Origin of the sequence: Cupriavidus sp. D384 (assembly GCF_001652915.1) — a bacterium.
Lineage (GTDB): Bacteria > Pseudomonadota > Gammaproteobacteria > Burkholderiales > Burkholderiaceae > Cupriavidus.
Genome location: NZ_BBQI01000064.1, coordinates 82,280 through 97,234, shown reverse-complemented (window position 1 = coordinate 97,234; position 14,955 = coordinate 82,280). Strand labels below are relative to the sequence as shown.

Annotated in this window: 11 protein-coding genes; 1 reads left to right on the top strand and 10 read right to left on the bottom strand. The window is 66.7% G+C overall.

Annotation, left to right across the window (positions count from 1 at the left end; translation table 11 throughout):
• Positions 1-508, bottom strand: a 508-nt coding sequence (locus A9J21_RS15250; RefSeq protein ID WP_066737013.1) for a DUF1579 domain-containing protein, incomplete at its 3' end; no start/stop codon positions are given.
• 262 nt (positions 509-770) lie between these two features.
• Between A9J21_RS15250 and tehA the strand changes: the two genes are divergently transcribed.
• A complete protein-coding gene (gene tehA, locus A9J21_RS15245; protein ID WP_066737012.1) occupies positions 771-1,793 on the top strand; it encodes a dicarboxylate transporter/tellurite-resistance protein TehA in 1,023 nt (340 codons plus the stop codon).
• Between the two features lie 8 nt (positions 1,794-1,801).
• Here the strand turns inward: tehA and A9J21_RS15240 are convergent, their stop codons facing one another.
• The 9 genes from A9J21_RS15240 to A9J21_RS15200 all read right to left on the bottom strand — a co-directional run bounded on the left by A9J21_RS15240 (position 1,802) and on the right by A9J21_RS15200 (position 14,856).
• On the bottom strand, positions 1,802-2,167 hold the full coding sequence (locus tag A9J21_RS15240; protein ID WP_231906935.1) for a DUF2880 domain-containing protein: 366 nt from the start codon (positions 2,165-2,167) through the stop codon (positions 1,802-1,804).
• A 94-nt stretch (positions 2,168-2,261) separates the two neighbouring features.
• Complete coding sequence (locus tag A9J21_RS15235) at positions 2,262-5,378, bottom strand: efflux RND transporter permease subunit (RefSeq protein WP_066737009.1); 3,117 nt, start codon at positions 5,376-5,378, stop codon at positions 2,262-2,264.
• 6 nt (positions 5,379-5,384) lie between these two features.
• The gene (locus tag A9J21_RS15230) at positions 5,385-6,542 is read right to left on the bottom strand and encodes an efflux RND transporter periplasmic adaptor subunit (protein WP_066737003.1); all 1,158 of its coding nucleotides are present in this window, start codon (positions 6,540-6,542) and stop codon (positions 5,385-5,387) included.
• A gap of 2 nt (positions 6,543-6,544) precedes the next feature.
• Positions 6,545-7,993, bottom strand: coding sequence for a TolC family protein (locus A9J21_RS15225; protein WP_066737001.1), 1,449 nt, complete (start codon positions 7,991-7,993; stop codon positions 6,545-6,547).
• A 196-nt stretch (positions 7,994-8,189) separates the two neighbouring features.
• Complete coding sequence (locus tag A9J21_RS15220) at positions 8,190-8,636, bottom strand: auxiliary protein of the heavy metal cation-transporting efflux system HmyCBA (protein WP_066736999.1); 447 nt, start codon at positions 8,634-8,636, stop codon at positions 8,190-8,192.
• A gap of 229 nt (positions 8,637-8,865) precedes the next feature.
• Positions 8,866-10,002 (bottom strand): alkene reductase, encoded by a 1,137-nt coding sequence (locus A9J21_RS15215; RefSeq protein WP_066736997.1) that lies wholly within the window; start codon positions 10,000-10,002, stop codon positions 8,866-8,868.
• Positions 10,003-10,182: 180 nt separating this feature from the next.
• Positions 10,183-12,006 carry a tannase/feruloyl esterase family alpha/beta hydrolase gene (locus tag A9J21_RS15210; RefSeq protein ID WP_066736996.1) on the bottom strand — a complete coding sequence of 608 codons (1,824 nt, stop codon included), beginning with the start codon at positions 12,004-12,006 and terminating at the stop codon, positions 10,183-10,185.
• 227 nt (positions 12,007-12,233) lie between these two features.
• On the bottom strand, positions 12,234-13,037 hold the full coding sequence (gene dkgB / locus A9J21_RS15205; RefSeq protein WP_066736994.1) for a 2,5-didehydrogluconate reductase DkgB: 804 nt from the start codon (positions 13,035-13,037) through the stop codon (positions 12,234-12,236).
• 109 nt (positions 13,038-13,146) lie between these two features.
• Positions 13,147-14,856 carry a long-chain fatty acid--CoA ligase gene (locus A9J21_RS15200; protein WP_066736992.1) on the bottom strand — a complete coding sequence of 570 codons (1,710 nt, stop codon included), beginning with the start codon at positions 14,854-14,856 and terminating at the stop codon, positions 13,147-13,149.
• Positions 14,857-14,955 lie beyond the last annotated feature (99 nt).

Sequence of the window (14,955 nt, the reverse complement as noted above, 5' to 3'; positions counted from 1 at the left end):
GGGGGCCCGACTCCCTGTCCCGCCGGTAGCGGGCCTGCATGATCTGGATCCACTCGCCGTTGTCGGCCTGCATGAACGACGTGAGCGTACGGTTATCGTCGTCCTGGAACGCCACCACATCGCGATATTTCGCCATCTTGCCCGGCACCACGGTGCCGTCCGGCCCAAACGCCGGACCATCGGCGCGCAGGGTCAGCGTCTTGCCGTCGGCCTCCAGGTCGCCCTCGTAGATCCACATATGGGTCATCATCGAGCCGATAAAGGTGCCCACAAAGTGCTTGCGCGCGGGGTCGTAGCCCAGCGTCATGACCGTCATGGCCGGCCCGCAGCCGGGGAATTCCCCTTCGGAGCGGGTCTGCACCCAGGTCTCGCCAACCTTGCTTACCTGCTCGGGGATCTTCCACTTCTCGGTGGGGCCTTCCGGGCCCATCTGGGCTTCGCCTTCCGCAGTCCAGTTGCCAACCAGCCTGTGCAGCCAGCGGTGTTCGTGGGTGGTTTCGACATTCATGCCAGGGTCTCCAGTGAATGAATTCAGATCGGTGCCGCTGCCTTGTGTACAGCGTACACAAATCGTAGGTGACGATCGGATCGATGTCCACATTGGCGTGGCTGAATGACAGAAACTTAATCTTGAGCCTCATGCGCCATGCATCGCGCGCCGCCAGACGCATTGAGACGGACGAGCAAGACATTGAGCCGCCCGCGTCTGCGGCCCCGTCCATGTCTGCGTACTATCCGATACATCAACAAGAACCGAATGCGAGCCGATCATGGGCGCCCCCACCCCATTCCCTACCTCATTCCCCACCGTCCGGACCATTCCGCTGTCGTTCTTCGGCATGGCCGTCGGCACGCTGGAGTTGGCCAATGTCTGGCGCGGCGCCCTCCACGTATGGGTCCTGCCCACGCTGCCGGCCACGGTGCTGGCCTGGCTGGGCCTGGGGATCTGGCTGTTGCTGCTGGGCGCCTATGCGCACAAGTGGCTGGTGGCACCGGCCGCGGCCCGCGCGGAAATGGCCGATCCGGTGCAGTCGTCGTTCGCGGCACTGATCCCCACCTCCACGCTGCTTGCGACGCAGCTGGTGCATCCCTATGCGCCGCAGGTGGCGGTTGCGCTGCTCGTCGCCGCGACGGTCGGGCAACTGGCGCTGGGCGCGGCCTTGCATGGGCGGCTCTGGCAAGGCGGCATCCGGCCCGAAGCCGTGACACCGGCCGCCTATCTGCCGGCTGTGGCGCCGGGCTTCGTGGGCGCCACGTCGGCCATGCTGTTCGGATGGCACACCATTGGCATGCTGCTGTTCGGCGCGAGCCTGCTGTCGTGGATCGCCATCGAATCGATGCTGCTGAATCGCGCGGCCGTCAATGCGCCGCTGCCCGAGGCACGCCGCGCGCTGCTGGGCATCCAGATTGCGCCGCCCGTGGTGGGCGGCACGGCCTACCTGGCGCTGACGCAAGGCCAGCCCGACCTGTTTGCGTATGCGCTGCTGGGTTATGGCCTGTACCAGGCGCTGTTGATGCTGCGGCTGCTGCCGTGGATCGGCACGCAGCGTTTTTCGCCGGGCTACTGGGCGTTCAGCTTCGGCGTGGCCGCCCTGCCCGGCATGGCGATCCGCATGGTCGCCCGCGGCGGCGGCGATCTGGAAGGCGCTGCGTTCGCGCTGTTCGTCGCGGCCAACGCGATCATTGGCCTGCTGATCTGGAAGACGGTGGCGCTGCTGCGGCGCGGCACGCTGCTGCCTTCGCCAGCGGTGCCTGCCGCCCCGGCGCCCGTGGGGGCGACGGAAACGGCCTGACCCGCCGCTTACTGCGGCAGCCGGACCTTCGGCACGATGAACTGGTTGCCCGGTGCGCGCATCACGTCGCACTGGGCTTCGCCCTTGCGCGCCTCGCCGGCCTGGTTCACGAACTCGATGCTGCCCACCACGCTATAGACGTCTTCCGCCACGCGGCGCGAGGTACCCTGCACCCAGCGGAACTTGTCGGGATTCGGCAGTTTGGCCTTGACGGCCTCCATGCAGGCCACCGGCGCCTCGGGCGCTTCGGGCCGGCCGCCACGCTGGCCCATTTCGATGTTGACGGGGGCGTCGGCGGCGGCTGCCACCATCGGCAGCCCGATCGCCACGCAGGCCAGGGACGTCACGAGCTTGCGGCGCATGTGTGTTGTCACAGATGTACTCCAGAACGAAAACGGCCGGCACGCGCGATGCATGCCGGCCGGTTGCCATTGTACTGCGGCAGAAATCCCTTACGCGCTCACGCCATTACACCGACATGTCGCGCGGCTCGGGCTTGCGGTCGTCGAACCAGCGGTACAGCGTGGGCACCATCACCAGCGTCAGCAGCGTCGACGTGATCAGCCCGCCAATCACCACCACGGCCAGCGGCCGCTGCACCTCGGAACCCGGACCGGTCGAGAACAGGAACGGCACCAGCCCCAGCATGGCGATGGTGGCCGTCATCATCACCGGCCGGAAACGCTGCGTGGCACCGCGCACCACCGCATTGCGCAGCGACATGCCCGACTCGCGCAGCGTGCGGATGTACGACACCAGCACCACCCCGTTCAGCACCGCCATGCCCCATAGCGCAATAAAGCCCACCGACGCCGGCACCGACAGGTACTCGCCGGTGACGAACAGCGCGATGATGCCGCCGATCGATGCAAACGGCAGCACCGTGATGATCAGCGTGGCAAAGCGCAGCGAGTTGAACAGCAGGAACAGCAGGAAGAAGATCGCGGCGATGGTGATCGGCACGATCAGCTTCAGGTGGCCCATGGCGCGTTCCATGTTCTGGAACTGGCCGCCCCACTCGTAGTAGTAGCCCTCCGGCAGCTTGACCTTGGACTCGGTGGCGGACTGCAGTTCGGCCACGAAGCCGCCCAGGTCGCGGTCCTTCACGTTGATCATCACCACCACGCGGCGCTTGGCCATTTCGCGGCTGATCTGCGCGGGGCCATCGCTGACCTCGATCTTCGCCACGCTCTGCAGCGGCACCTGCACGCCATCGGGCGCCTGCACCAGCAGGTTGCGAATGGCCTGCACGTTGCCGCGGAACTCCTCCGGCAGGCGCACCGCCGCCGCAAAGCGGCGCTCGCCCTCGAAGATGTCCGTGGCCCGCTTGCCGCCGATGGCGATCTCGATGATGTCGTGGATGTCCGACACGTTCAGCCCGTAGCGCGCAATCGCCTGGCGATCGATTTCGATCGACAGGTACTGCTGGCCCGAGATCCGCTCGATCCGCACATCCTCCGCGCCCTTGATGCCGCCCGCCACGCGCGCGATCTCGCCGGCCAGCCCGCGAAGCTTGTCGAGGTCGTCGCCGAAGATCTTGACGGCGATGTCCGAACGCACGCCGCTGACCATCTCGTCCACGCGATCGGAAATCGGCTGCGCCATCACGATCTGCACGCCCGGAATGGCCTTGAGCTTCTCGCGGATGGCGTTGGCGATGTCGTCCTGCGTCCAGCCGTCGGGCCACTCGTCGCGGTCCTTGAGGCTGGCGATCGGCGTCGACTCGTTCTGGCCCTGCGGGTCGGCCGGGCTTTCGCCACGGCCCACGCCGGACACCACCGACTTCACGCCCGGCACCTCCAGCACCAGCTTGTTGGCCTGGCGTTCGAGCTTGATCGACTCTTCCAGCGAGATGTTCGGCACGCGATCCAGCGCGGGCACGATCGAGCCTTCCTTCATTTCCGGAATGAACGACGTCCCGAGCATCGGCACGATCATCACCGTGGCCACGAACAGGCCCACCGCCGACAGCACGGTCTTCTTGCTGTTGAGCAGGGACCAATGCAGCATGCGCAGGTAGTGACGCTTCATGAACGCGATCACGCGCGTGTCATGCTCGGCGCCGCCCTTGAGCAGGTACGACGACAGCACCGGCGACAGCGTCAGCGACAGGAACAGCGAGATCGCCAGCGCAATCGAGATCGTGATCGCCAGCGGCGCGAACATCTTGCCTTCCATGCCCTGCAGCGTCATCAGCGGCAGGAACACCAGGATGATGATGCCCACGCCCACGATCACCGGCGTGGCCACTTCCTGCACGGCCTTGACCAGGATCTGGTTGCGGGTCAGCCCCGACTTGTCCGCATGGCCCAGCCGCTCGAACGCGTTCTCGACCACCACCACCGAGCCGTCCACCATCAGGCCGATGGCGATGGCCAGCCCGCCCAGCGACATCAGGTTGGCCGACAGCCCGATCCGGTTCATGACCATGAACGTCAGCAATGGCGTCAGCACCAGCGTCGCCAGCACGATGACCGACGAGCGCACGTCGCCCAGGAACAGGAACAGCACGATCACCACCAGCACCACGCCTTCGAGCAGCACCTTGGTGACCGTCCACAACGCGGCGTCCACCAGTTCGCTGCGGTCGTAGTACGGCACGATCTGCAGGCCGCCGGGGATCATGCCCTTGGCATTGATCTCTGCCACGCGCGCCTTGACCCGGCTCACCACTTCCTTGGCGTTCCCGGCGCGCATCATCATCACGATGCCGCCCACGGCTTCGGTCTGGCCGTTCTTGACCACGGCCCCCTGGCGCACCTCGTGGCCGATCGTCACCTGCGCCACATCGCGCAGGTAGACCGGCGTGCCGTTGACCTCCTTGAGCACGATGCTGCCGATATCGTCCACGCCCTTGGCAAGGCCCACACCGCGGATCAGGTACTGCTCGGCGTAGTGCGGCAGCACGCCGCCACCCGAGTTGGCATTGTTGCGTGCCAGCGCCTGGTACACCTGCTGCAGGCCCACCTCGTAGTGGCGCATCCGCTCCGGGTTGACCAGCGCCTGGTACTGCCGCACGTACCCACCCTGCGAGTTGATTTCCGCCACGCCCGGGATCGAGCGCAGCAGCGGGCGCACCACCCAGTCCTGCGCGATCCGGCGCTCGGCCAGCTCTTCCTGCGTCAGTTCGCGGTCACCGTCGTCGGGGCGGTCCAGCGTGTACTGGTAGACCTCGCCCAGGCCGGTGGACACCGGCCCCAGCACCGGCGTCACGCCTTCCGGCATGCGGCCCGATACCTCGATCAGGCGCTCCATGACAAGCTGCCGCGCAAAATAGACGTCGGTCTTGTCCGTGAACACGAGCGTGATCAGCGACAGGCCGGCCTTGTTCAGCGAGCGCATCTCCTCGAGTCCGGGCAGGCCCGTCATCGACATTTCGATGGGCACGGTGACAAAGCGCTCCACCTCTTCGGGCGAACGGCCGGTGGCTTCGGTGGCGATCTGCACCTGGACGTTGGTCACGTCCGGGAATGCATCGACCGACAGCTTGCCAGCCGCGCGCAGGCCAAAGAAGAACAGCACCACTGCCACCACGCACACCACCAGCCGCTGCTTGATCGCGGCTTCCACAAGCGATGTCATCATGGCGGCTTACCCCTGTTCCAGGCGCTTGCGCTCGTTGTCGAGGTGGAACGCGCCCTCCACGACCACGCGGTCGCCCGCCTTGATTCCGCCCTGCACCACGCGCATGCCGTCGCTCTCCGAGCCCAGCTTCACCTTGGTCAGGCGATACTGGCCGGGCGCCGTTTCCACGTAGACCTGTTCGTCGTTGCCGTCGCGCACCACGGCAGAGCCGGGCACCACCAGCGTATCGATGGGCTTGCCCGCAATCAGCATGCTGGCGAGCATGGCCGGCTTCAGGCGCCCTTCCTTGTTCTCCAGCTCGGTACGGACCAGTACCGTGCGCGATTGCGGGTTCACGGTGCGGCCCACGTAGATCAGCTTGCCGGTAATCCGGCCATTGGTATTGGCAAGCGACGGCACCTCGATGTCGACAGCCTGGCCCTCGGCCACCTGGGCGGCCTGCTGCTCGGGCACCTCGGCCACCACCCAGACACGCGACAGGTCTGCCACGGTGTACAGCGCATCGGCCGGCTGCACCACCTGGCCCTGGGCCACGTTGCGCTCCACCACGGTGCCGCTGATGCTGGAGAACACCGGCGAATACGATTCGATGCTGCCGTTCTTCGCCAGCGTGGAAATGGCCTGCGCGGACATGCCCAGCACGCGCAGCTGGTCGCGATAGGCGCGCATCTCGGCGGCGGCAATCGCGTATTCGCTCTGGCGGCGCTGCAGTTCGGCACGGCCGATCACATCGGCGTCGAACAGCTGGCGCGCGCGTTCGGCGTTGCGGGCCTGCAGGTCGTTCTGGGCCTCGGCCTTCAGGAAGGCCATCTGCGCGGCACCGAGTTCGCTGCTGTGCAGGCGGGCCAGCACCTGGCCGGCCTTCACTTCCTGGCCCAGGATGGCGTAGAGGTCGGTCACACGGCCGGTGACGGTGGCGCCGATGCGCGAGACGCGTTGTTCGTCGAAGTCGATACGGCCCGCCACGCGCAGCATCTCGCTGAACGGGGACGCTGCCACGGGCGCGACCTTGAGGGTCTTCTGCAGGTTGTCTTCGGCCTTGACGATGCCGGGCGGCAGCTTGGGCGCCTCGGCAACGGCTTCGGGTTCCTTGGAGCAGCCGGCCAGCGACATCACCATCACGGCGGCGGCGGCAATCGAAAGCAGGGAATGAGAGGGACGCATGTTCAGTTCAGATTCTGGGAGACGGGCCGGGAGGGCACGACGGCAGCTGCGCCAGGCGTGGCCGACATGAGCTTTTCGATCTGGATGGCGGCGATCTGCAGCTCGTACTGCGCGTTGATCAGTTCGCTGCGCGCATTGCGCAGCACGCGCTGGGCGTCGAGATAGTCGAGAATGCCCCGCTCGCCAAAGCGGTAGGCGGCTTCCGCCACGCCCAGCGCCGACTCGGCTTCGCGCACGATGCCCGATTCCAGCGCGGTGACCTGCGCCTGCGTGATCTCGTACTGCTGGTAGGCGGTATCAAGCTCCTGCGCGAGTTCGAACTCGCGCGCCTCCAGCGCGGTGCGGGCCTGCGTGGCCTGCGCCGTGGCTTCGCCCACGGGGCCGCTGCGGCGGTCCCACAACGGGATCGTCATCACCAGGCCGATCTGCGAGACGTTGTTGTCCGGCTGGCGATCGGTGCTGGCGCGCAGCGACACCTCGGGCCAGCGCAGCGAGCGCTGGTAGTCCACCCCCAGGCGGGCGCGTTCCAGTTCGCTGCGGCGCTGGTTCAGCTCGGCGTTGCTGGCCTGCATGCCGTCGCGCAGCACGGCCAGGTTGGGCACGTCTGGCGTATTCGCCAGGCTGCCCGTCAGCCCGAAGCGCATCGGCATGGCACCACCCACCTGCTGCCGCAGTGATGCCTTCGACTGGTCGACGCGCAGTTCCGCCGTCTGCAGCGTCTTCTGCGCGGCCAGCAGTTCGGTATCGGCCTTGATCAGCTCGTAGCGCGGCGCCTCGCCCACGCCCACACGCACCTTGGCGCGCTCCTGGATCTGGCGCATCAGGTTCAGGTCCTCGCGCGCGGCAGCAAGTTCGGTTTCGCGGCGCAGCACCTGGAAGTACGCCGTCTTGACCCGCGCGGCCAGTTCGGCACGGAAGGTCTGGCGCTGGGCCTCGGATGCCTCCAGCCCACGGCCGGCCATCTGCTGGCGCAGGTTGCGCTGGTTCGGATAGTCGAACTTCTGCACGACGGCGTACGACGGTGCGTTACCGCTGGTCACGCCCGGCTGCTTGCCGGACAGCCGTCCGTACATCACTTCCACCTGCGGGTTCGGATAGGCACGGGCGCTGCTGATCGCCGCGGTGGCGGCGTCCACATTGGCCTGCGCGGCCTCTGCGCCCTTGTTGGTCGATTGCGCGAGTTCCAGCAGCTGCGGCAACGCGAAGTTCTCGGCCGCGGGCGTGGTGGCACGCGGCATGGCCTTGGCCGCCAGCTTCATGCCGGGTGCCGTGGTCGTGGTCGGTGTCGCGGTCGGGGCCTGTCTTGCAGCCGGCAACTGGCCTGCCTCGGCCTGCGTCCCGGTATGGGCCATGTTCGCGGAGGCACTGGCCGGCACGGGCTGGGCGGCCCAGGCCGGTGCCGCCACGAACGACAGCGACGCGACCCAGGTCAACGATTTCTTGGTCTTCATGTCGGAATGGTTCAAACGGTACGGCTTGCCCGGCCACCCACGACAGGCGCGCCGCGCGCCGCCCGGCATCAGGACACCAGGGGGGCAAACGGCAAACGCTTTCAGCCGCGACACGGAGCGGTCGCGGGCATTACGGGGCGCAAGGGCAAGGGATAGGCGCACCGTCCGGCATCAGGCGGGACGGTGGCCTGGAGACTCAGGCGAGGAGATTGGGCGGCCGGAACAGGCCTTCGGACTCGAACGTGGTACGCGCCGTGGGCGCCTGGAACCGGTCGCTGACGGATTCAGCGAGTTCGAAATTGGGGAGGACAAACAGGGCGCTGGTTTCGTCGACCGCGTCGAACAGGTCGAGCGGATCGAGCAGGTCAGCCGACCAGATATTGCAGTAGCCCGGCGGCGGGCCGTCGTCGACGGCGTCATCGTCGGCACCGAAGTCGGGATCGCCGGGCAGCACCAGCTGGGCGAGATCGTCGCCGGTAGCCAGCATGGCGTAGTCGGGCGCGTCCGCGGCATCGGCCGCCAGGGCCCCATGTGCCGCTTGCACCGCCTGCGTCACATCCGCCACCTGTATCGCCTGCCCTGCCTGTGGCGCACCCGCACGCACGTTCGCCGCTGCCGAAAAGGACAGCGCGGACAGGCACATGGCAGTCAGCAGGAAGAGAACGAAACGTAACAAGATGGGGGCGTGATTGCAGACATTTGGCAGACAATGCCGGCGACATTGCTGCGGTACAGCATTGTAACCGAACGCAACAATGGACTCGGGAAACGGCTATGAGTTCCATTGGGTCCGTCCGCGCACCCCCGTTTTGCCGTGGCCTCAGGCGCCTTGCCGGCGCCTGCCCTGCCCCGCTCGAACCGCTCGTTATGTCTCAGGCGGCCTTGGCAGCCAGCGCGGGATAGTCGGTCAGCCCCTGTGCCCCGCCGCCGAACAGCGTGTTGCGGTCGTGCGGGGTGAGCGCGGCGCCGGCGCGCAGGCGCTCCGGCAGGTCCGGATTGGCCACGAACGGGCGGCCAAAGGCGATCAGGTCGGCCCAGCCTTCGCGCAACGCGGCGTTGGCGCGTTCGGCGGTGTACTTGCCGGCGTAGATCAGGGTGCCCGGGAACACCTCGCGCAGGCGCTGCTTGAACGCCAGCGGCATATGCGGGGCATCGTCCCAGTCGGCTTCGGCAATGTGGATGTAGCCCACGCCAAGTTCGCCCAGCAGCCTGGCCGCCGCCGTATAGGTGGTTTCCGGATCGGCGTCGACGCAGCCATTCAGCGTGGTCAGCGGCGCCAGGCGGATACCGACCCGATCCTTGCTGCCCGTGCCTTCGATCAGCGCCTGGGCCACTTCCCCCAGGAAACGCAGCCGGTTATCCAGCGATCCGCCGTATTCGTCCGTACGGTTGTTGGCACCGGAATCGATGAACTGGTTCACCAGGTAGCCATTGGCCGCGTGCAGTTCCACCCCGTCGAACCCGGCCGCCATGGCGTTGCGCGCGGCCTGGCGGTATTCGTCGACGATCGCATGGATCTCTTCCACGCCTAGCGCACGCGGCTGCGATGCCTGCACGAAGCCCGGCGTGCCGTCGCGCTCGGCCACGAAGACGTTGACGCCCGCTGCCTGGATGGCCGACGACGATACCGGCGACTGGCCGTCGAGCAGGCTGATATGGCTGAGCCGGCCCACATGCCAGAGCTGGGCGAAGATGCGTCCGCCGGCGGCATGCACGGCGCGGGTCACCTTGCGCCAGCCAGCCACCTGCTCGGGCGTGTGGATGCCCGGGGTCCATGCATAGCCCTTGCCCAGCGGCGAAATCCACGTGCCTTCGCTGACGATCAGGCCAGCGCCAGCGCGCTGCGCGTAGTACTCGGCCATCAGGTCGTTGGGCACATCGCCGGGCTGGCTGGCGCGCGAGCGCGTCATCGGCGGCATCACGATGCGGTTGGGCAGTGCCAGCCCGCCCAGCGCGCAAGGCTGGAACAGCGGCGCTGGCGAAGCGGTGTCGATCGAAGGATTGCTCATCGGAAACTCCTGTGTGGATCGATCGGGAAGATCGGAATGGACACAGTGTGCCGATTTGTCGTTTGCAGATTAAGCCGCGAATCGACGAAATACCTTTGAACTGGAATCAACAATCAGGCAGGCGGCCGTACGCCCCGTGCGCCCCTCTCCAGCCGTCAGGAGCGGGGCGCAAACCACCGGTCAGGGTGCCGCCACCCCGCGCACCTGGGCTGCGTACGGCGTGTAGAAGCTGGATCCCGCCCAAGGCGCGGTGGCAACGTTGTACAGCGCGGCGCCTTGCGTGTAGTTGGTACCGTCGCGCCAGTCGCCCGAGCCCTTGTATTTGGCAACCGCCGGGTACGGATACACGGGCCGCGACGCCGTCACGGCGTTGGTCGTCGCATCGGTCTGGTAGGTCATCACGTCGTTGGGAGCGGTGCCTTGCTCCACCCAGGCGGTGACGCGCGATACCAGGTCGATATTGGGGTTGCCCTCGCCGCCGCCGCAGTGGCTGACGCCGGGGATCAGGTACATCCGCGCAAACCCGTCGACCGCCGATGCGCCCATCGTGCTCTGCATCGCCTCGTAGTAGGCGATGGTGAACAGCGGCGAGATATGCTGGTCGGCCCAGCCGTGCCACAGGATCAGCTTGCCGCCGGCCTTCTGGAAGGCGGACAGGTCGGGGTTGGTCGCATCGTTCAGCGAATGATTGGCCAGCAGGTAGTCGGTGAAGAAGCTGGCATCGTGATAGCCGAACGTGTTGATATTCGGCATGGTGGGCGAGCCCGTGAAGATCAGGTTATAGGCACCCGTCACGATCATGTTGCTGAACAGGCTGGTCACCGGCACGGCGGGGTCGGTCGAATTCGAGCTGGGCACTTCCACGCCAATCCAGTTGGCCTCCGAGCCGAATTGCGGCGAGCCGGCCAGCATGCGCTTGCCGTTGGTGGTGTCGAACGGGCCGCTGTAGATCTGGTTGGCGGTGGCAACCTCGGCTGCCGTCAGGCACTTGCTGGTGTCGGCGGCGCCTGCCGCGCACTGGATCGAGACCGGATTGAAATGGCACACGCGCGGGTCCGCCAGCAGCCCGTCGGGCGCGCCGCTGGTGCCGCCGCAGGCAGCCACCACGGCCTGGTGCAGCACCTTGGCCTTGTCGGCATACAGCACGACATTGCCGGCGTTGTCGCCAGTGGTGCTGTTCGAGATCACGTTCCAGCCGTGATAGAGCGAGTTCTGCGTCTGGAAGTGCGCGGCCGGCGCGCCGGCAATGATGCCGTTGTAGTCGTTCGGATACCGTTGCGCGGCCATCAGCGCTTCGCGGCCACCATCGGAGCAGCCCACGAAGTACGCATACTTCTGCGGCTGGCCGTAGTACGTCTGGATCAGCTTCTTGGCCGCCAGCGTGGTGATGTGCTGGCCGCGATAGGCAAAGTCGGCCTGCTTCTGCGGGTCTGACGACCACGTGGCATCCGCGCCGGTGTGGCCCATGTCGGTTGCCGCCGTCGCAAAGCCGCCCTGCTGTACCAGCGGGCAGTTGTAGCTGAAGCTGAACGAACTCTGCTTGGTCGGATCGCTGAGGTTGCCGCACAGGCCGCCGCAGCCCAGTTCGGCAAAGCGTTGCGTCCAGGTGCTGACCGGCAGCGCCACCTCGAACGTGTTGGCTGGCGCCAGCGTGCCCTTGACCGTGCAGAACTGCACCGATGCGCCATTGACCGTTGCGGTGGTAACCGTGGCCGATGCAATCGTGCTGCCCGCACCGCCGATGTCGGTCAGGTCCACCGACGCCAGCTTTGCGCAGTCCACCACGGGCGCCACCACCTGCAACGTGGTGGTGGTCGTTGTGCCCGTGCCGGGGGATGTGGTGGTCGTGCTGCTGCCCGATGAAGCGGTGGAACTGCCGTCGCCGCCGCAGCCCGCCAGGCCGGCGGTTGCCACGCAGAGGGTGAGCCACGCCAGCACCGACGTGGCCGAAAAGCGAACGATAGGGGCGAGCGCGAGCCGCCCGGCACGAAGCCGATTTCTCATGGATGTCTCCTGGAACGGTCGCCTCTTATTGAGGCGGGGCCGGCAGCAGCGCCAGCCTCGCCACGACAGTGGGCGATGAGTAAGGTGTCGGCGTCGACCCTGCACCACGGTACGCACCAACGAGACGAAGGATGCGCGGAACCGACTCGCGCGCGGTTGCTATGTGGCGCACCCCCCGTTGCCGTTCGCTTATCGGAGACGACGGCTCGATTTTCCCGGCTAAGGGATCAGTCCCACACCGGGGCCAACCCTTCGGGGCTGACCTCGCGGCCGTTGCGCTCCAGCGCCGCGATGGCCGCCATGTCGTCGGCATCGAGCTTCAGGTCGCGCGCCAGCAGGTTGCTGGCCAGGTTCTCGCGTTTGGTCGACGAAGGAATCACCGCATGACCAAGCTGCAGCGCCCAGGCCAGCGTCACCTGCGCCACCGTGGCGTTGTGCCGCTCCGCGATGCGCGCCAGCACCGCGTCCTTCAGCACCTTGCCGTAGGCAAGCGTCATGTACGACGTCACGGCAATGCCCTGTTCCTTCAGGTACGCCACGAGCTTGCGGTTCTGCAGGTACGGGCTCAGTTCGATCTGGTTGGTCGCGATCTCGCCCTGGCCCACCACGTCGATGGCCTGCTGCGTCAGCGCAATATTGAAGTTCGACACGCCAATCTGGCGCGTCAGGCCGCGTGCCTTGGCCTCGGCCAGCGCAGCCATGAATTCGGGCAGCGATACGCCGTTGTCCGGGGCCGGCCAGTGGATCAGCGTCAGGTCCACGTAGTCGGTGCGCAGCTTGTCCAGGCTCTCGCGCAGGCTGGGCACCAGCTTGTCGGCGGCGTAGTTGGCCGTCCAGATCTTGGTGGTCACGAACAGCGCGTCACGCTTGACGCCGCTTTCGCCGATGGCCTGGCCGACATCGGCCTCGTTGCCATAGATCTGCGCGGTATCGACGGCCCGATAGCCCAGGTCCAGCGCGTTACGCACCGAATCCACGGCGGCCTGGCCAGTCAGACGAAACGTGCCAACACCAAAAGACGGGATGCTCATCGGTAACTCCTGTGAATTGCGGACTCGGTCCTTGCTGGGATGACCGCAGTATGCCGAAGCTACCTTTGCCGATTAAGCCGTGTATCGGCGAATAAATGTTGATATGAAATCAATAATCCGCCGATCGGTCGTCCATTTCCTGCAGCACCCGCCACTGGATCTTGCCCGTGCCCGACTTGGGCAGCGCGTCCATGAAGCGGACGATGCGGGGCACCTTGTAGGTCGCCATGTGCTCGCGGCACCACGCAATGATCGATGCCTCGTCCGTGCCCGGTGCGCCGGACGACCCGGGCTTGAGCACCACCACTGCCTTGACCGTCTCGCCGCGCCGGGCGTCCTGTGCGGCCACCACACAGGCTTCGTGGATGGCCGGATGCCCGTACAGCAGGCTTTCCACCTCGGCCGGCCACACCTTGTAGCCGTTGGCGTTGATCATGCGCTTGAGCCGGTCGCGCATGAAAAAGTACCCCTCGTCGTCCACGTAGCCCAGGTCGCCCGTGCGCAGGAAGCGCTTGCCGTCGATTTCGATAAAGGTCTCTGCGTCGGCCTCGGGGTTGCGCCAGTAGCCACGCATGATCTGCCCGCCGTGCAGCACGATCTCGCCGGTCTCGCCGGCCGGCAGTTCCGCCAACGTGGCCGGGTCCACCACGCGGGCGTCCACGCCGAATGTCGCCACGCCCAGGCACTCGCGCTTGGCGCGATGGCGCGGATTCGACAGGATGAACGCGGCCGTCTCGGTCATGCCATACGCCTCCACGTAAGGCAAACCGAAGCGCGTCTGAAGCGTGGTGGCAACCGCTTCGGGCATGGCCGCGCCCCCGCCGCCAAGGAATGACAGGCTCGACAGGTCGCGGCCTTCGATGCCGGGCTGCGCGAAGAAGTCCACCAGCATCGCCGGCGGCGCATTCCAGTTGCTGACCCGGAAGCGTTCGATCAGCGCCGCCGCCAGCGGTGCATCCCAGCGCGGCATCAGGACGATGGTCGCGCCCAGATACAGCGGCGCGTGCACGCCGTTCTGCAGGCCGAGCATATGGAACATCGGCGCCACGGCCAGGAACACGCTCTCGGGCCCATTCGCGCGCCACACCTGCGAGCCCGCCGCCGCGCACATCAGCGAGCGATGCGTGTGCATGCAGCCTTTCGGCCGTCCGGTGGTGCCCGATGTGTAGGCCAGCAGCGCCAGCGTTTCCGGGCCAGCCTGGTGCGGCGCCGGCGCGCGCTGCGCCGCCATCGCCGTTGTCCAGGTGGTGGCCGGGCCCGCCATGTCCGACACCGGCAGGTCCAGGCGTTCGCGCACCCAGCCGGGCACGGGCAGGCCGCCGTCGTCGTCGAGCCCATCCGCATAGGCAAAGGTGATGACGCGCTCGATGGCCGTGCCATGCAGCGGTGCAAGTTGCGCGTAGAGGTCTTCGGCCACGATGACCACGCGCGCGCCGCTGTCGGCGGCCACGTGTTCGATTTCCCCCGTCAGCCACATGGGGTTGGCAGGCACGAGCACGGCCTCGGCGCGCAGAATTGCGTAACTGGCAATGATGTATTGCGGACAGTTCTGCGCGCTCAGCATCACGCGGTCGCCGGGCTTTACGCCGCAATCCCGCTGCAGATATCCGGCCAGGCGTTCGATGTCTTCCAGCAGGCGCGCGTACGTGATGGCCGTGCCGAAGTACTGGATCGCCGTCTTGGCAGGATAGCGGCGCGCAGCGTGCTCGACGTTGTAGCCGAGGCTGGTGGCCGGTACGTGGATCGTGCGCGGGAGTCCGGCGGGCCAGTGCGGAGAGCGGATCAGGGTCGATGCGGGCGCCACGGATGCAAAGGTCATCTTGGAGTCTGGAAGTCATCGGGAAACACGGCGACCAACGATAGTACGGGGGCGCCGCAATGCGTATTTGCCATTTGCGAATCGGGCCTTCGCCTGCCG